Origin of the sequence: Nocardia lijiangensis NBRC 108240, from assembly GCF_001613045.1 — a bacterium.
Classification (GTDB): domain Bacteria; phylum Actinomycetota; class Actinomycetes; order Mycobacteriales; family Mycobacteriaceae; genus Nocardia; species Nocardia lijiangensis.
In genome coordinates, this window is sequence record NZ_BDBP01000067.1 from 1 (window position 1) to 17,706 (window position 17,706).

The 17,706-nt window shown below is 67.7% G+C and carries 12 protein-coding genes; 8 read left to right on the top strand and 4 right to left on the bottom strand.

Going from position 1 to position 17,706, the window contains the following annotated elements:
• The 6 genes from NL1_RS23670 to NL1_RS23695 form a co-directional block, all read left to right on the top strand.
• On the top strand, positions 1 to 3,756 hold a 3,756-nt coding region (locus tag NL1_RS23670; protein ID WP_245673492.1), incomplete at its 5' end, for a lipid II flippase MurJ.
• A 285-nt stretch (positions 3,757 to 4,041) separates the two neighbouring features.
• On the top strand, positions 4,042 to 4,602 hold the full coding sequence (sigM, locus tag NL1_RS23675; RefSeq protein ID WP_067843441.1) for an RNA polymerase sigma factor SigM: 561 nt from the start codon (positions 4,042 to 4,044) through the stop codon (positions 4,600 to 4,602).
• Positions 4,603 to 4,722: 120 nt separating this feature from the next.
• A complete protein-coding gene (locus NL1_RS23680) occupies positions 4,723 to 5,583 on the top strand; it encodes an RsmA family anti-sigma factor (RefSeq protein ID WP_067843327.1) in 861 nt (286 codons plus the stop codon).
• Between the two features lie 90 nt (positions 5,584 to 5,673).
• Entirely contained in the window at positions 5,674 to 6,660 is a 987-nt protein-coding gene (trxB, locus tag NL1_RS23685; RefSeq protein ID WP_067843330.1) for a thioredoxin-disulfide reductase, read from the top strand.
• Positions 6,661 to 6,693: 33 nt separating this feature from the next.
• Positions 6,694 to 7,020 carry a thioredoxin gene (gene trxA, locus NL1_RS23690; protein WP_067843333.1) on the top strand — a complete coding sequence of 109 codons (327 nt, stop codon included), beginning with the start codon at positions 6,694 to 6,696 and terminating at the stop codon, positions 7,018 to 7,020.
• A gap of 160 nt (positions 7,021 to 7,180) precedes the next feature.
• On the top strand, positions 7,181 to 8,374 hold the full coding sequence (locus NL1_RS23695) for an N-acetylmuramoyl-L-alanine amidase (RefSeq protein WP_067843337.1): 1,194 nt from the start codon (positions 7,181 to 7,183) through the stop codon (positions 8,372 to 8,374).
• Positions 8,375 to 8,434: 60 nt separating this feature from the next.
• Here the strand turns inward: NL1_RS23695 and NL1_RS23700 are convergent, their stop codons facing one another.
• The 4 genes from NL1_RS23700 to NL1_RS39660 all read right to left on the bottom strand — a co-directional run bounded on the left by NL1_RS23700 (position 8,435) and on the right by NL1_RS39660 (position 16,469).
• Positions 8,435 to 9,160 (bottom strand): hypothetical protein, encoded by a 726-nt coding sequence (locus tag NL1_RS23700; RefSeq protein ID WP_067843341.1) that lies wholly within the window; start codon positions 9,158 to 9,160, stop codon positions 8,435 to 8,437.
• Between the two features lie 250 nt (positions 9,161 to 9,410).
• Positions 9,411 to 10,436 carry a ParB/RepB/Spo0J family partition protein gene (locus NL1_RS23705; RefSeq protein ID WP_067843344.1) on the bottom strand — a complete coding sequence of 342 codons (1,026 nt, stop codon included), beginning with the start codon at positions 10,434 to 10,436 and terminating at the stop codon, positions 9,411 to 9,413.
• A 70-nt stretch (positions 10,437 to 10,506) separates the two neighbouring features.
• A complete protein-coding gene (locus NL1_RS23710; RefSeq protein WP_245673493.1) occupies positions 10,507 to 11,457 on the bottom strand; it encodes a ParA family protein in 951 nt (316 codons plus the stop codon).
• 4,223 nt (positions 11,458 to 15,680) lie between these two features.
• Positions 15,681 to 16,469: a helix-turn-helix transcriptional regulator gene (locus NL1_RS39660; RefSeq protein ID WP_067843350.1), complete on the bottom strand. Its 789-nt coding sequence runs from the start codon at positions 16,467 to 16,469 to the stop codon at positions 15,681 to 15,683.
• 120 nt (positions 16,470 to 16,589) lie between these two features.
• Between NL1_RS39660 and NL1_RS23720 the strand changes: the two genes are divergently transcribed.
• Positions 16,590 to 16,946, top strand: coding sequence for a VOC family protein (locus NL1_RS23720; protein WP_156095009.1), 357 nt, complete (start codon positions 16,590 to 16,592; stop codon positions 16,944 to 16,946).
• 13 nt (positions 16,947 to 16,959) lie between these two features.
• Positions 16,960 to 17,379, top strand: a complete 420-nt coding sequence (locus NL1_RS23725) for an SRPBCC family protein (protein WP_067843354.1) — start codon at positions 16,960 to 16,962, stop codon at positions 17,377 to 17,379.
• Positions 17,380 to 17,706: the final 327 nt, after the last annotated feature.

A 17,706-nucleotide genomic window follows, 5' to 3' on the forward strand; every position in this document is an offset into this window, starting at 1 on the left:
GACTCGGCGCAGGCCGACCGGCCGCCGACGCACGAGTGGGCCGTCACCGAGGCCGAGCCGGAGGCACCGGAGAGCAAGGAGAACGCGAGCTCGCGGCTGCTCAGGGACTCCGGGTCGATCGCGATCGCGACGCTGATCAGCCGCGTCACCGGTTTCGGCAAGCAGCTGCTGCTTGCCGCGGTGCTCGGTCCGGCGATCGCCAGTGCGTTCACCTCGGCGAGCCTGATCCCGAACATGATCACCGAGCTGGTGCTCGGCGCGGTGCTGACCGCGATGGTGGTGCCGACGCTGGTGCGCGCCGAGAAGGAGGACCCCGACGGCGGGGCGGCCTTCGTCCGGCGCCTGGTCACCGCCGCGTTCGTGGTGCTGATGGGCGCCACCGTGCTGGCGACGATCGCGGCACCGCTGCTGGCGACGCACGTCTTCGTGTCCGCCGACGGCAAGGTCAACACCCAGCTGACCACCGCGCTGACCTTCTTGTTGCTGCCCGCGATCCTCTTCTACGGCATGTCGGCGCTGTTCACCGCGATCCTGAACACCCGCCAGGTGTTCAAACCCGGCGCATGGGCGCCCGTGCTGAACAACGTCGTCATGCTCGCGGTGCTCGGCCTTTACGCGGTGACACCCGGTGAGATCACGCTCGATCCGGTGCGGATGAGCGATCCGAAACTGCTCGTCCTCGGTATCGGTGTCACGCTCGGCGTGTTCACCCAGGCGGCGGCCCTGCTGCCGGCGATCCGCCGCGAGGGCATCGACCTGCGCCCGCTCTGGGGCATCGACACCCGCCTCAAGCAGTTCGGCATGATGGGCGCGGCCATCATCCTGTACGTGCTGATCAGCCAGGTCGGCCTGGTCTTCGCCAACCACATCGCCTCCACGGCGGACGAGGCGGGCCCGGCCATCTATTCGCTGGCCTGGCTGCTGCTCCAGCTGCCCTACGGTGTCCTCGGCGTCACGGTGCTCACCGCGATCATGCCGCGGCTGAGCCGCAACGCCGCCGAGGGCGACACCCCGGCCGTCGTCGACGACCTCTCCGTCGCGACCCGCCTCACGATGATCGCCCTCGTCCCCGTCGTCACCTTCCTGACGCTCGCGGGACCGCAGCTCGGCGAGGCGCTGTTCGGATACGCGCGCTTCACCGGCGACGCCGAACGCCTCGGCTACGCCGTGAGCTGGTCGGCCTTCGCGCTGATTCCCTATTCCCTCGTGCTGATCCACCTGCGGGTGTTCTACGCGCGGGAACAGGCGTGGACACCGACCTGGATCATCCTCGGTATCACCGCCGTCAAGATCGCCTTCTCGGCGCTGGCGCCGGTCGTCGCGGACAACAGCGATCAGGTCGTCATCGTGCTCGGCGTCGCCACCGGAATCGGCTTCACCGCGGGCGCCATCATCGGCGGCTACCTGCTGCACCGCAGCCTCGGCGATCTGCGCATGGCGAACGTCGGCCGTACCGTCACCAGGGTCGTGCTCGCGTCGGTCGCCGGCGGTGCGGTGATGCTGATCGTCGACGAGGTGCTCGGCCTGGCGCGGCTGTCGGAGTCGATGGGCGGGCCCGGCTCGCTGATCCGCGTGACGATCACGGCGATCGTCATGTTCGCGACGGCCTTCGGCCTCATGCGTCTGGCCGGTATCCCGGAGATCGTCGCGATCACCGTGGCCATTTCCCGGCGCCTCGGCATCACGCCGCCGGCGCCGGATCTGGACCTCGAAGGACCGGTCGAGGACGAGTACGCCACGCAGGTGTTCCGCAGGCCCGATCCGTACCTGTACTCGGGCTTCGACCCGTACCTGGATGCGCAGGCCACGATGGTCTTGCCCGTGATCAGACCGGATTCTGTTGACCGCACCGGGCGGGGTGAGTTCCCGTACCCTGTTCGGCAGAGAAGCACAAGTGGCGAATTCGCCGGAACTTCGGCATACCAGGGCGAAGGAGGAACCAGGGTGAGCGACGACGCGGCGGTGGGCGGCGTCCCGGCCGCCAATCCTTCTGCGGCCAAGGCCGGCGGCCTGTCCACCGACAATTCGCCCGCCGCGGAGAGCCCGTCGGACCCCGGGGATACGAACGAGGAACCCGGCAATACCCCCTCCGCCGACGGGCAGCACACTCCGCGTGCGACCCCGCACCAGGCGCCGCCGCGCGACCCGATGTACGACACCGGAATGATCCCCATTCCGCAGCTGCCGCCCACGGCGCCGGAAGCTCCGCGTCGAACTCCGCGCGGCCCCAAGCTGATTCCGGGCGCTTCGGTCGCGGGCGGCCGCTACCGGCTGCTCGCCGGCCACGGCGGCGCGCGGGGACTGAAGTTCTGGCAGGCCCTCGACATCAAACTCGACCGCGAGGTCGCGCTCACCTTCGTCGACGCCGACCAGAAGGCCACCGAGAACTCCGGCCACGACGGTCCGCAGGCCATCCTCTCCCGCACGCTGCGGCTCGGCCGCATCAATTCGCCCGGCCTGGCGCGCGTCCTGGACGTGGTGCGCGGCAGCTCCGGCGGCATCGTGGTCGCCGAGTGGACTCCCGGTCGCTCGCTGCGCGAGATGGCCGAGACGGTGCCCTCGCCGATCGGCGCGGCGCGCGCGATCCGGGCGCTCGCCTCGGCGGCCGAATTGGCCCACCGCGGCGGCGGTTCGCTGTCCATCGACCACCCGGACCGGGTGCGGATCAGCGCCACCGGTGACGCGGTGCTCGCCTTCCCCGGCACGCTGGCCGATTCCGACGCCCAATCCGACGTGCGCGGTCTCGGCGCCATGCTCTACGCGCTCATCACCGCGCGCTGGCCGATCCGCTCCGGCGGCATGACCGGAACCGCCGCCACCGTCGGCGGATTGCGCCTCGCCGACTTCGGCTCGGACGGTACGCCGGTGGAGCCGCGGCAGATCCGGCCCGAGGTGCCCTTCGAGATCTCCGCGGTCGCGGTGCGCTCGCTGGAGTCGAACAAGGGCGTGCGGACCGCGGCCACCGTCCAGCACGTGCTGGAGCAGGCCTCGGTCGTCGACCAGAAGACCGATTTCATTCCGGTGCTTCGCCTCGGGCAGCGGGCGCAGCCGGTCCACGCCGACGATTCGCTCGCCGATCCCGAGCTGCTCGCCGCCGAACGCGAACGCTCGCAGCGGATGATGTGGATCATGGTCGGCATGGGCATCCTGGCCGCGCTGGTGGTCGGCATCGTGATCTGGTGGATGGTCAGCATTTTCGCGCCGAGCGCGTCCGACTCGCCGCTCGACGAGCAGCGCAACATCGGTCTGACCACGAACAGTTTGCCGTCGCCGACGACACCGCCGGGAGCGATCCCGAGCAACCCTGCGTCGGGCGGCATTCCGGTTCCGGTCACCGGTGCGACCGTGTTCTCTCCCGAGGGCACGCCGGACAACGTCAGCGGCGTCAATGCGGTGCTGGACAACAACCCGGCCACCGTCTGGCGCTCCGACCAGTACTTCCAGCAGTTCCCCGCCCTCAAGAAGGGCGTGGGGCTGCTGGCCACGCTGCCTAGCCCGGCGAAGCTGACGAACGTCTCGATCACCTCGCCGAGCCCCGGCACGTCCGTGGAAATCCGTACCTCGCCGACGAATTCGCCGACGCTGGATCAGACCCAGCTGATCGGCGCGGCCCAGCTGACCGACGGGACCACCGAAATTCCGGTGACCGCAGACCAGTCCGCTCGCTACGTGCTGGTCTGGATCACCGGTCTCGGCAACTCGGGAAGCCAGTTCCAGACGACGATCGCCGATCTGCGGTTCGACGCCGCACCCTGATTCCACGCGCCCCGCGCGCCGAATTCTCGCCTGTCCCGGCGTATCCCGTCCCGAGCGGTCTTGTTGCTGCCACTTCGGCATGCCCGATATGATCGGCTCGCGCTCTCAGCAGGGGAGCTTCCCGGGATCTGTGTTCTCGATCCTGGATGCTGCGAAATATTTTCGGCGACAACCGCCTCGGGCTGTCGTCGGTGAGCGCCGTCCAAGGGGTTGGTTTTGTCGTCCGAATTGAGCGAGGATTCCCACGGGGGAAGCTCGCGGGTCGCGGCCCGCGAGCGCTCGTTCGTGCTCGGCGAGCTCACCGACAAGGAGCTGCTCAGCGCCCACGCGCGCGGTGAGCGCCACGCCTTCGCCGAACTACTGAGCAGGCACAACGATCACCTCTGGCAGACCGCGCTGCGCACCTCCTACACCCGCGAGGATGCCGCCGATTCGCTGCAGGACGCGTTGCTCTCCGCGCACCGCACCGCGGGATCGTTCCGCGCCGAGGCCGAAGTGCGCAGCTGGCTGCACGCGATCGTGGTGAACGCCTGCCTGGACCGTATCCGGCGCAACAAGACCCGGCGGGCGGTCCCGCTGTCACCCGAGACCTTGCCCGAGCCGCGCGACGAACGCGACGAGTTCGCCGAACTGGAGATGTCGATCGTGGTCGACCGTGCGCTGTTCTCGCTGCCGCCCGATCAGCGCACTGCACTGGTCGCGATCGATCTGGAGGGGTATAGCGTGTCGGAGGCGGCCGCGATGTTGGGGGTTCCAGAAGGCACCATCAAGAGCCGCTGTGCCCGCGGCAGGCAGCGCCTGCAAGAACGGTTGGAATTTCTCCGCGATCCGGGGAACCGGAAGTAGTGGCGATGCGTCATTAATAGTGACGAACACCTGAGCGATGTACATGCAGTGCCCGCGGGTTCCCTGGGCGCGACCGCGGCAGACAAGACAGTTACGTCGGATGAGAACACTGGAGGTGCGATGGCGACCCGGTCCGTACCGCAGCCTCCATTTTCGCCGGAACTGCTGGCCGACCTGCACGCCGACAACGTCGATCCCGAACTCGGTGCGCAGCTGTGGCCCGCCGTCCGCGCCGATTCGGACGCGGTGCGCTACATGCGCTCACTGGACGAGATGACGACGCGGATCCGCGCCCTGCGCACCGACGAGCGCGTCATGCACCCGATGCCCGAGGAAGTCTCCGAACGGCTCGCGGCCTTCGTCGCCGAACTGGAGTTCGACGAGGAGCCGACCGAGCGGGTCACGCCGATCCACCGGATCGGGGCCGCGGCATCGACGAACGGCGCCGCACCCGGGGACGACTCAGCGGACAAAAGTCCCACCGCACCAGCGGACAAAAGTCCCAGCGCGCCAAGCTCTTCCGGGGAACCGACCGAGAAGCTCGCCACCCCCGTCTCGCTCGCCGAGCGCCGCGGAAGACGCTTGCGCTGGCTCGCCGCCGCGGCGGCCGCCCTCGCGGTGATCGCGGGGACGGGCATCGGCGTCCAGATGCTCCGCGGTGACGGAGTGACGCCCACCGCCCAGCCCACGCCGACCAACGGTCCCATCGGCGACGACCTGACCGCCACGGCCGCGCTGGCCGCCCTCGGCCGCAACGATGTCACCGGACCGCTCGGCAGCCGAACCGCGCTCACCCGCTGCGTCGCGGCCGCGGGTATGGACCGCGCCGTCCTCGGCTCGATGAATATGAAGTACCAAGGCAAGGACGCGGTGCTCATCCTGCTCACCGGTCCTTACCAGAACAAGATCACTGCGCTGGTCGTCGGCCCTGGCTGCACCACCGGCGACCCACAGGTGAAGAACGTCACCGACATCGGCTGACCGAGCACGGGCCGGATCGACCCGGGAACAACAGCGTTTAGGCTGTTGTTGACCGTCACGTTCCCCCTCAGATCTTCTCGGAAGGGCCCCATGAGCACGCCAGTTCGCGACCTGATCATCGTCGGCTCCGGCCCCGCGGGCTATACCGCAGCCGTTTACGCCGCCCGCGCCGAACTCGAGCCGTTGCTCTTCGAGGGCACCCAATTCGGCGGCGCACTGATGACCACGACCGAGGTCGAAAACTTCCCCGGCTTCCGCGGCGGCATCATGGGCCCGGACCTGATGGAAGAGATGCGCGAGCAGGCCAAGCGTTTCGGCGCGGACATCCGCACCGAGGACGTAGACGCCATCGACCTCACCGGGCCGGTCAAGACGGTCACGGTGGGCGATGAGACCTACCAGGCCTACGCGGTCATCCTGGCCATGGGCTCGGCCGCGCGCTACCTGAACGTCCCCGGCGAGCAGCGGCTGCTCGGCCGCGGCGTGAGCGCCTGCGCCACCTGCGACGGCTTCTTCTTCAAGGGCCAGGACATCGTGGTGGTCGGCGGCGGCGACTCGGCCATGGAGGAGGCGACCTTCCTCACCAAGTTCGCGTCGAGCGTCACCATCGTGCACCGCCGCGAGGAGTTCCGTGCGTCACGGATCATGCTCGAGCGCGCCAAGGCCAACGAGAAGATCAAGTTCGTGCTGAACGCCGAGGTGCTCGAGGTGCACGGCGAGAACGCGGTGACCAGTCTCACCCTGCGCGACACCCGCACCGGCGAGACCTCCGAGCTGGCCGCGACCGGCCTGTTCGTGGCGATCGGCCACGATCCGCGCAGCGAGCTGGTGCGCGGGCAGGTGGAGCTGGACGACGAAGGCTATGTGCAGGTCGAGCACCCGACGACGGCCACGAAGGTCCCCGGCGTGTTCGCCGCGGGCGACCTCGTCGACCACACCTACCGGCAGGCCATCACGGCCGCGGGTACCGGCTGCCGCGCGGCGATCGACGCCGAGCGCTGGCTGGCCGAGCAGGGTGACATCACCGCGAACACCCTGGACGCCGCAGGCCAGCCGGTCGCCGTGCCGACCAACTGATCTTCGCTCTCACCGATTCACAAGGAGAAACCCATGTCCGAGAACACGGTCACCGTGACCGATAAGTCCTTCGCCGACGAGGTGCTGCTCAGTGAGAAGCCCGTCCTCGTCGACTTCTGGGCGGATTGGTGCGGTCCGTGCAAGATGGTCGCCCCCGTGCTCGAGGAGATCGCCGCCGCGAACAGGGACAAGCTGACCATCGCCAAGCTGGACGTGGACGCCAACCCGGAGACGGCCCGCGAATACCAGGTCCTCTCCCTGCCCACTATGATGCTGTTCCGCGGCGGCAAGCCGGTCAAGCAGATCGTCGGCGCCAAGGGCAAAGCGGCCCTCCTCCGCGAACTGGAAGGCGAGATCTGACGGCGCGATTCCACGACGCGCCGTAGGATGCCTGCAGCCCCCCGTAATTGTCGGATTCCGGGGCAGGTCTGAGACAATCGACCGACGCTCCTGTCGTGCGAGGGTGTATGCCGTCGCATGAGTGGGTACCCGGGTTGACGGAAGGAAAGGGCTCTCACGCATGCACCGACTTCGTCACGGTGATACCGGTCCAGCCGTCGCTGAGGTTCGGAGCACCCTGGCAAGTCTCGGCTTCCTGCACGCACATGCCATCGCCGATCAAGGCGACGCTCGCGAGTACTGGAAGGACACCGAAGCCTCCTTCGACCACCACCTCGACTCCGCGGTCCGCGCGTTCCAGCAACATCGCGGGCTGCTCGTCGACGGTGTGGTTGGTCCGGCCACCTACCGGGCCCTGAAGGAGGCGTCCTACCGGCTGGGTGCGCGCACGCTGATCTATCAGCTGTCCGCGCCGCTGTACGGTGACGACGTCGCCACGTTGCAGCGCAAACTGCAGGACCTCGGCTTCTACGTTCATCGGGTGGACGGGTATTTCGGCCCGCACACCCACGAGGCGCTCACCGCGTTCCAGCGCGAGATCGGCCTGTCCGCCGACGGCATTTGCGGTCCGGACACGCTGCGTTCGCTGGAGTTGCTCGGTGCACGCGTCACCGGCGGCAATCCGCACCGCATCGCCGAAGAAGAGGTGGTGCACCGGGCGGGGCCGCAGCTCACCGGCAAGCGGATCGTCATCGATCCGGGTCTCGGCGGTCCCGACAAGGGACATGCGGTGCCGTCCGAGTTCGGCGATGTCTACGAATCCGAGATCCTGTGGGATCTGGCCAGCAGGCTGGAAGGCCGGATGGCCGCCACCGGGATGGAGACCTTCCTCTCGCGGCCGTGGGGCGCCAACCCCACCGACGCCGAGCGGGCGGAGACCTCCAATGCCTTCGACGCCGACCTGATGATCTCGCTGCGCTGCGCCACCAATCCGAGCCCCTCGGCGAACGGTGTGGCCAGCTTCCACTTCGGCAACTCGCACGGCTCCGTCTCGATGATCGGGCAGGTGCTCGCCGGGTTCATCCAGCGCGAGGTGGTGGCCCGCACGTCGCTGCAGGACTGCCGGACGCACTCGCGCACCTGGGATCTGTTGCGGCTCACCAAGATGCCCACGGTCCAGGTCGACATCGGCTACCTCACCAACGAATACGACGCCTCGGTGCTCACCAATCCCCGGATGCGCGACGTCATCGCCGAGGCCATCCTGATCTCGGTGAAGCGCCTGTACCTGCTGGGCCAGGACGATCAGCCCACCGGCACGTACACGTTCGCGGAGCTGTTGGCCGAGGAACTGGCCGCCGCCGACCGGACCTGAGTTCCGTCTACCGATACGAAGGCCCCTGCCGACCCGTGGTCAGCAGGGGCTTTCTCGGCTTCAGCGTGCGCCGGCCCTGGCGGGAGGCGTCATGGACGCGGCGGCGAGCAGCTGATCGAGCGCGCGCTCCACGTCTTCCTTCCAGCCGTGATCGGAGTTCAGCTCCAGGCGCAGCCGGGGGAAGCGATGGTGCGGCGCGACCACCTTGAACCCGAACTCCTCCAGCAGGTCCGCATCGATCATGCAGGTCTGCGGTGAGCATTCGGTGGGGGAGGCGGCGGAACCGCGGACCGGCGCGCCGATTCGCTCCATGAGCGTCATCGAACCGGCCAAACGGTCCGAAAGGCGGGTGGCCGGTGGGTCGGTGCGAATGCCGAACGCCTCCAATGCCCGCACACCCCGGCGCACCAGATCCGATACCACGGCCTGCACCAGGCGGTGGGCGACGTCCTCGTCCCGGTGCGGAGAATCGGTACGCAGTGTTGTCAGCAGGATCGCGTCCGGGCTGACGGGGGAGGTGGGGAACAACGACGCGCGCGGCACGGCGCTGGGCGGCGAGTACAGCGCACAGCCCGCCACGTTGCCGTCCACGTGCGCCACCTGGCCGCACGATCCCCACTCCAGCATGACCGTCGACAACCAGGCTTCTTTTTCGAAGACCGGATCACTGAACGACCGCGAGTCCGCCGCGACGGCGGGATCGATCTCCCAAAACACACAGCGGCGAGCATGCGCGGGCAGCTTGTCCAGTCCGCCGAGGGTAAGTGCTGTGACGCTGGTCGACACCGCTCTGCTCAGCCTCCAGCTGTCCGATTCATCCACGCTCACGCCGCATCAACGTCTTCTCGCCAGCAAGAATAAGCGATCAAGCGAACCCGCCTCATTCCACGTCGCTGTGCTGTTGGTCGAAGCCCTCGTGCCGGACGGTCGGCGGCCGCAATACCGCTGTGGCGCCGAGGCTTTCGACGCCGTCACAGTGACGTTTCGATGCCGGGCCCGTACTTACCGAGAACACGGGGCTATTGTGCCTTTTCTGTTACTGACCGAGCTGCTCTTGCGCCATCAGACCGACGATGCGTTCCAGATCTTCCACCGACCCGAACTCGACGACGATCTTGCCCTTGCGTTTGCCGAGACTCACGGTGACCCGGGTGTCGAACGAATTCGACAACCGCTCGGCTACGTCCTGCAGACCGGGCATGTGGATCGGCTTGCGCCGGGGAGCCGAGGGAGTGGCCGCGTCCGGATCACGGTTGGCCAGGGTGACGGCTTCCTCGGTCGCCCGCACGGAGAGACCCTCCGCGACGATGCGGGCGGCGAGCACCTCCTGTGCGTCGGCGCCGGCTTCCAGTCCGAGCAGGGCGCGCGCATGGCCGGCGGACAGCACGCCCGCCGCGACCCGCCGCTGCACCGGGATCGGCAGCTTCAGCAGACGGATCATGTTCGTGACGACCGGACGGGATCGACCGATCCGGGTGGCGAGTTCTTCGTGGGTGACGTCGAATTCCTCGAGCAGCTGCTGGTACGCGGCCGCCTCTTCCAACGGATTCAGCTGCACCCGGTGGATGTTCTCCAGGAGGGCGTCGCGCAGCATCGACTCGTCGGCGGTCTCCCGGACGATGGCCGGGATCGCCTCCAGACCGGCCTCCTGGGAGGCCCGCCAGCGCCGCTCGCCCATGATCAACTGGTAGCGATCGACGCCCGGCTCGACGCGGCGCACCACGATCGGCTGCATGAGACCGAATTCGCGGATGGAGTGCACTAGCTCGGCGAGCGCCTCTTCCTCGAAGACCTGGCGCGGCTGTTTCGGGTTCGGCTCGATCTGGTCCGGCGGAATCTCGCGGTAGATCGCGCCGCCGGGGGAGGCGAGCTCGGCCTCGTCGGCGGTTTCGGTGGGATCGGGGACGCGGTGCAGGTACGCCGAAGCGGGCTGCGGACCGATGGGATCGAGACCGATCACGACGTTGGCCGCGGCACTGCCGAGACCCTGAGCGGCCGCGGGGCCCGTCGGGATCAGCGCGGCCAGACCGCGCCCCAGCCCACCCTTCTTCGCCTGACTCATCGGCTCACCGATCCCTTCCCTCGTTCGCCACCAATTCGGGTCACGTCGACCCGGGTCGCCAGTACCCGAATCACTCCGCGCCGTTCGCGGCCTGCCGGGCCATCGCCCGCTGGGCCATTTCACGTCCGGCGTCGAGGTAGCTCATCGCACCCCGGGAGCCTGGATCATAATCGAGCACGGTCATCCCGTAGCCCGGAGCCTCCGAGACCTTCACGCTGCGCGGAATCACCGAGCGCAGCACGACATCACCGAAGTGGCCGCGCACCTCCTCCGCGACCTGGTCGGCCAGCTTGGTGCGTCCGTCGTACATCGTGAGGATGACCGTCGACACGTGCAGCTCGGGATTCAAATGCGCCTGCACCAGCCCGATATTGCGGAGCAGCTGACCGACGCCCTCCAGCGCGTAGTACTCGCACTGGATCGGGATCAGCACCTCCTTGGCCGCGACGAGCGCGTTGACCGTGAGCAGACCGAGGGAAGGCGGGCAGTCGATCATCACGTAATCGATGTCGTAGCCCGCGATATTGGCCTCCTGGATAGCGCCCTTGAGGCGCCCCTCCCTGGCGACCATCGAGACTAGTTCGATCTCCGCACCCGCGAGATCGATCGTCGCCGGGATGCACAGCAGCCGCTCGTTGTGCGGGCTCTGCTGAATAGCGTCCTTGACGGAGACCTCGCCGATGAGCAGCTCATAGCTCGAAGGGACACCGGAGTGATGCTCGATGCCGAGCGCCGTGCTGGCATTGCCCTGCGGATCGAGATCGATCACGAGTACCGTCATCCCCTGATGCGCCAGGGCCGCGGCAAGATTCACCGTCGTGGTCGTCTTACCGACCCCGCCCTTCTGATTCGCGATGGTGATGATCCGTTGCTCGCGAGGTTTCGGCACTGTCACCTTTCCTGGATGCAAGATCTGACTCGCGCGCTGAGCTTCGGCCGCAATCGGGGTCTCGCTAGGGGAGATATGCCCGAACGGTGTGCTTCCGAACGCCTCCGCATCGAAGTTGCTGGAGTCCAGCATCCCCGGCACGCGCGACATGGTTTCCCGTGAAACATTCGCCGGACCGCTCGACATTGACAGCTCCTAACCAGAGAACTACAGAGCACGTGCCCTCGGCCCATACCGACGCCGTGTCTTCAACAGCCTGTGTCGGATCGAACATGATGCTCCATCGGGATGGCGCCCGATCAACCGAGCGGAGCTGTCCCGCACACCCACATTCCACCGTGGCATCGACGCTCACGCCCGACGCACACTAGCTTGCCAGCACTGAGCGCTAGAAGAAAGTTGAATCGCGGCGACACGCAGATAGCCGCGAATCAGGCTTGCGCGCCGCAGGAATTGCGGCGGGGAAGGGTGATTTCCGCTGAGGGGGCGCGGGGTTCGGGGGTCTCGGATGCCGGTTCTCGGGTGTGCGCGGGATGGTGTGCCCTTGCGGCCTTCTCGCGCGGGTGCTGGTTGTGGCGTTGTCGACTGGTTCGGAGTGGGCGCGAATCAGCGTCTGCGGTCGCGTGGGTGGGCGATGTTTCACGTGAAGCAATGCGTGATGAGCGTGGTGTTCGATGGTCGTCGGCTCAGTTTCGAAGGTTCGCTGGTGCTTCGGGGAGTTGGCTGCGGAGTCGTTCTCATCCGGCAGGGGACCAGACTCTCGACAGTGGCACAGGTTTCGAACCTCCCTGCGGTGAGCGCGCTCCGAGCACTGTACTGGTCCGCCACGACTTGTCTGTCGCAACCGATCCCAGGCCAACCGGCTCCTGCACAAACGGACCACGTCGACACCACAACAGAAGCGCGGCGGGGGATGGGCTCGAGGGAAGCCGAACGCTTCGGCACCCCAAGGCGAAAGCGCCCAGCCCGAAACATCGGCCAGCGGGCTGCCAAATGAGTTGAATCCAAAGGAAGACCGAGAAGCAACCGCGCGTCGGCCTCCCCATCCATTCGAGTACCGACGCTGGGGCCGATGCTTCACGTGAAACATCGATCGGATGATCCCCATCTCTCCCGGAGGGCACCCCGACTCGCTCGACAGATCAACTCGCGCAGCCGAGCCGCCGCCCCACGCCAGTGCTCTGGCAAACTCGGGACAACGGTGCAACTCAGGTTGATGCCAGACCGAATGCCGCGGAGGCACAGCAACGCCCGGAACCTCTAGCCGCGCCATTGCCCCTATTCCGATTGGTGTGAAGACACTCATGGTGCGGAGACGCTCCATCACGTGACGTTAGGACACTCGCCACGCGATGCGGAGACAACCCGGTCGAGTGGTGCGGAGACACTCCATCACGTGGAGCGGCGACCCTCGCCATGCGTTCGGGACGCTCGTCGCACTGTGTGGAGACGCCTCTTTGATCAGGCAGGAGTACTGGGAGAACCATCGCCGGTTCTCGCCAAGGTCTGCCCGAACCACACCCGGCCCGCCAGCTCAACTGTTCCGCCTCAGGTTCGACATCAGCCGCTCCGACATCAGCCGCTCCGGCGGTGGGCGCTCCGGCGGTGGGCGCTCCGGCGGTGGGCGCTCCGGCGGTGGGCGCTCCGGCGGTGGGCGCTCCGGCGGTGGGCGCTCCGGCGTTGGGCGCTCCGGCGTTGGGCGCTCCGGCGTTGGGCGCTCCGGCATTCGCTCGAGCGCCACAGTGCAGCGGACGATCGAGCTCATGTTTCACGTGAAGCATCGGTCTAGGGCGCATCGACTTCTCGGGCGGTCTCGATCAGCTGGCGCCTGCGCACCATCACCGCGGCACGGCGACCATGATCGGTGAGCGTGATCGACCCATGAGGCGCGGCCGCCGTGAGGCACCGTCGCACGATTGAGGTCACTCGGATCGATCGGCCGCGATCGGCGAGTAGCGGGGGAGGGGAGCGGTCGGCGCGACGTGAGGCGCCACCGCATCTGTTCGCGCGAATAGATCTGATGCCCGCAGACATTCAGTCGCCTCACACCCACGCCTCGCCCGCCGGGTCTGCACAACACCTGTCGGGTCTGCTCGACGGCGCGCCGCCCGCGCCCCCAGCCCCATCGAACACATCTGCGTCCTCGCCCGCCGTCGACGACCCGGTCGCCATGTTTCATGTGAAACATCGAACCTGCCGCGCGCCGTGTCGGCATTCTGGATCGCCAACGGGACCGCTCCCACCCGGCGACACGACGGACTACCCGTCGCCCGCCGCCGCCATCGTGCCCGCCGCCCAGCTCCACGTCACCCGCCCGCACCGCTCTGCACCGCCTTCCTCCGAGGGACGCGCCCCGACCCAAATCCAAGCTGCGATCGATCCAGTGCGCCGCGGCGAAGCAACGCAGTCAAAGCAGTCGCCCCCAACGAGCGGGACACCGGGTTGTCCGCCAATCGACGGAACGGCAGGGTGGTGCTGACGGGTAGACGTGTCGGCGTGCGGCGCGTGCTGCTCTAGGTGGAAGTGCGGTCGGGAGTGCGAGTCGAGTGGCGCCGGCGCGAGCTGGGGAAGGCTGTCCGACGATCGGCTGAATAACGGGTGGGGCGATCGTGGTGGGCGGCTGTGCGGCGGCACGGCCGGGTGTGTGATCGGTCGCCGCGTTTCGCAATAGGCTGCGCCGACTCGACTACTTCCACCAACCGCGCCCCTCTGACACCGCACCCCACCACTTCCACCAACCGACAACCGCTACGCCACAGCCGGACGACCGAACCGCTAAACGCCGCCTCGCCTGCCGCGTCTACCGAGCGCACCTCCACTGCCATCGGCACCGCCAGACACGACCACCTCTACCCGCCCACGACCACTGCGCCATGCCGTCGATTGGACGAACGCCCCCACCGCTCACCCTGACTCGGCTACCGCGCCCAGCGACCGCCTCACACCCACTCCCACCGATCGTGCCACCCGCACGGCTGCCCCACCGCACGGCGGATGGGACAGGATCGAAGGGGTCGAACGCCTCGGCACCCCCAGGCAAAGCGTGCCCAGGACCGAAGCATCGGCCAGCGATGCCAAATGAGTGAATCCGGACGGGGAAGGTCGGGAAGCAACCGCGCGTCGGCCTCCTCATCCATTCGAATGCCGACGCTTGGGGCCGATGCTTCACGTGAAACATCGATCGGATGATCCCCATCTCATCGCGCGTAAGACGGACTCGGGGAAGTGGCACGTCTCCCGGTCCCTACTCACACGGCCGCATCCACCACCCACACAGCGCACCGCGGGCGTCCACCATCGGACGGGCGGGGTCCCCACGCGGCACCGCGTACGTCCCACTTGTCACGGGCGAACGTCTCCACGGCGCGCACGAGGGAGTCCCCCTCGCGACGGGCGCCCCGACTCCACACCACGCGACGGAGTGGTTCCTTAGGCGCACAGCGAGCGTTCCCACGACACGCGACGGGGTGCCTCCGCAGGTGACGCACAGCCGAGCGTCACACCACACGGGACGGGCGAAACCCCACCATGCGACGGGCGTACCCACGACACGCGACGGATGCCTCCGCAGGCGTCGTACGGCGAGCGCCCCCACCTCACACGACGGACGAGCGCACACCATGCGACGGGCGTCCCCACACCGCACGGCGTGGGTCTCTCGCGCCATGCGAGAACCGCCCTCACACCGCACGGCGGGGATCCCTGCCATGCACCGCGGCTCCACACCACGCGACGGGCGTCCCCAGACCGTATCCACGCACTGCCCGGCGAGCGCCCGCTCACGACCCAGCGAGCGCCCTCGCACAACGCGACGGGCGTCCACGCACCACACGAGGGAGTGCCAGCAGCCGCACGCCGAGCGCCCCGCACACACGCGAACGGCCCTCACGCCGCATGGCCCCGCCTCTACACATCGCACGGCCCGCCTCTACGCACCACACGGCACAGGGTCCTCGCACCACGCGACGGAGCATCCCCACACCGCACGAGGGAGTCCCGGCAGCTCCACGGTGAGCGGCTCCTGCACGCACGACGGGTGTCCCCGCACACGCGGCCCTCACTCCGCGCAGCGGGCCTCTACGCGCCACGTGACGAGCGCACCACACCCACACAGCAAGGGGTTCCGCAGCACGCGGCGAGCCCCACGCACAACGCGACGGAGCGTGTCCCGACACGGCCCTGGATAGGTTCGAGGACGTCCTTTTGTGGACACCGTTCAGCTGTCTGGAGTTGCGTGGCTGGCGTCGTTGTCGACGCCGAACCACTCACCACATGGTGAGTGCGGCCCAGCGCCCCCGCGGCCGGGCGCCCAAAGCTTGCGTCGGCCACGATCAGCGTCACTCCGGTGCGGCTTTTCAGCGGCGCGGTTGGAGGGTGGGGGTCAGTAGTCGGTGCAGGGCGGTGGGGGTGTGGCCCAGGTGTTCGCGGACAGTGCGGGTCAGGTGTGCCTGGTCGGCGAAGCCGAGGTGTGCGGCGAGGTCGGCGAGGCTGGTTTCTCCGTCGGTGATCCGGTCGAGGGCCTGCCCGACTCGTATCCGGTTGCGGTAGCGGGTCAGCGACACTCCCATGTGCTGTGAGAACACCCGGCTCAGCCGATACGGCGAAACCTTCAGCAATACGGCCAAAGAGCGCAGCCCCGCCGACTCCGGCGCCCCGTCGATGATCGCCTCGCGGGCCGCGGTGACCAGCATTCGATCGGCGGGCCGCGGCCGTGGGACCGGCCGTCCGGCGGCGAGTGCGACGAGCCGGACCAGTTCCTCGGTCACCGCGTAGTCGATATCGCCGCCCGCGGCAGCGGTGAGCATTCGGCGGTGCGCGAGCTCGATACGGGCATCGACGTAGACCGCGCCCGGGCTCACCGCTCCTTCCAGGAGGCTGAGCTCGATGGTCACCGCGGTGCAGACGTCACCGCCGGCGGGGTGGGCGAACCCTTCCTCCTCGCTCGGTGCGCCGAGGTAGCCGACAGTGCGGTCCAGATATACGAGGTCACCGTCGGCTTGTCGCCGGAACCGGCCCTGGCGCACGAGCACGAGCCGATGGTCGTCGCGGACCTCTGGAGCCGAGAAGCGGGTGTGATCGGAGCGGCAGTTCACGGTGGTCACAGTGAACTCCGGCCGGGAGGCGAGGATCGTGGCGGACAACACCCACGGACCGTACGCCCAGAGTACGACAAGAAAATGCCCGCAAAAATCTTCAAGACCTGTGCGGGGCCGGGCATGGATGCTGAGACGGCAACACCGACTACACCAGGGAGATAACGAGATATGACCATCCACGCGAGCCTCGCCTCGATCACCCTCGACTGTGCTTCACCGAAGGTGATGGCGGAGTTCTACCGCGAGGTCACCGGCTGGAAGATCACCCATCTCGATGACGATTCCGCCTATCTGGGTGAGGGCCCGATCCAGCTCGCGTTCCAACGAGTCGAGGGATACCAGGGTCCTGGCTGGCCCGATACCGGTAAGCACGCCCACCTCGACTTCACGGTCGCCGATGTACCGGCCGAAACCGAGCGGCTGCGCACGTTGGGCGCGACCACGCCCGATTTCCAGCCGGGGCAGGGTCAGTGGACGGTTCTCGCCGATCCCGAAGGCCATCTGTTCTGCCTCGCTGCGGCCTGACCAGGAGGATTCCATGGCATCCATTCACAAAGAATTCGTCGTCGACGCCACCCCGGAGCAGGTCTGGGATGTTCTCGCTGATTTCGGCGCGGTGCATGAGCGTCTCGCCCCGGGCTTCGTCACCGATACTCGCCTCGACGCCGACACCCGCACAGTCACGTTCGCCGACGGCACGATCGTCGCTGAACGCCTCGTCGACCTCGACCCGGCGAGCAGGCGGGTGGCCTACTCGGTCGTCGGCGGGCACCTTCATCCCGCCCACCACCACGCCTCGATGCAGGCTCTGCCCGCCGAGAACGGCAAAACTCTGTTCGTCTGGCACACCGATGTCCTGCCCAACGCTCTCGCCACACCGATAGCCGAGTTCGTCGACCAGGGATCGACCGTCATACATCGGGCACTGGAGACGGCAGCAACCGCAGACAAACGATAGCGGCGTAGCCACCGACCGAGACGTGCGGGCGGCAATTCGGGTCAGCTTCCGATTGCTATGGCGTCTACCTTCTCTGACAGTGACAACGAAGGGACCGAGATGCTCGAACAACCCAGTGCAGACCGGAGGGATACAACACCGTTTCTCCCTAGGTTGTCACCGAGGACACCGGAGCGTTCCTCGACTTCGTCAGCCAGGCGTTCGACGGCGAGGAACTCGGACGGGTAGCAACCGAAGACGGATTGATCGGCCATGGTGAGATCCGTGTAGCCGACACCGTGGTACTGGCGTTCGACCGGCACGCGACTGGACCGCGATGCCGAGCCT

Excerpts from the sequence above, each read along its gene's own strand:
- NL1_RS23680 (WP_067843327.1), top strand. The coding sequence starts at position 4,723 with ATGGCGACCCGGTCCGTACCGCAGCCTCCATTTTCGCCGGAACTGCTG.
- trxB (WP_067843330.1), top strand. The coding sequence starts at position 5,674 with ATGAGCACGCCAGTTCGCGACCTGATCATCGTCGGCTCCGGCCCCGCG.
- trxA (WP_067843333.1), top strand. The coding sequence starts at position 6,694 with ATGTCCGAGAACACGGTCACCGTGACCGATAAGTCCTTCGCCGACGAG.
- NL1_RS23695 (WP_067843337.1), top strand. The coding sequence starts at position 7,181 with ATGCACCGACTTCGTCACGGTGATACCGGTCCAGCCGTCGCTGAGGTT.
- NL1_RS23705 (WP_067843344.1), bottom strand. The coding sequence starts at position 10,436 with ATGAGTCAGGCGAAGAAGGGTGGGCTGGGGCGCGGTCTGGCCGCGCTG.
- NL1_RS23710 (WP_245673493.1), bottom strand. The coding sequence starts at position 11,457 with ATGCTGGACTCCAGCAACTTCGATGCGGAGGCGTTCGGAAGCACACCG.
- NL1_RS23720 (WP_156095009.1), top strand. The coding sequence starts at position 16,590 with ATGACCATCCACGCGAGCCTCGCCTCGATCACCCTCGACTGTGCTTCA.
- NL1_RS23725 (WP_067843354.1), top strand. The coding sequence starts at position 16,960 with ATGGCATCCATTCACAAAGAATTCGTCGTCGACGCCACCCCGGAGCAG.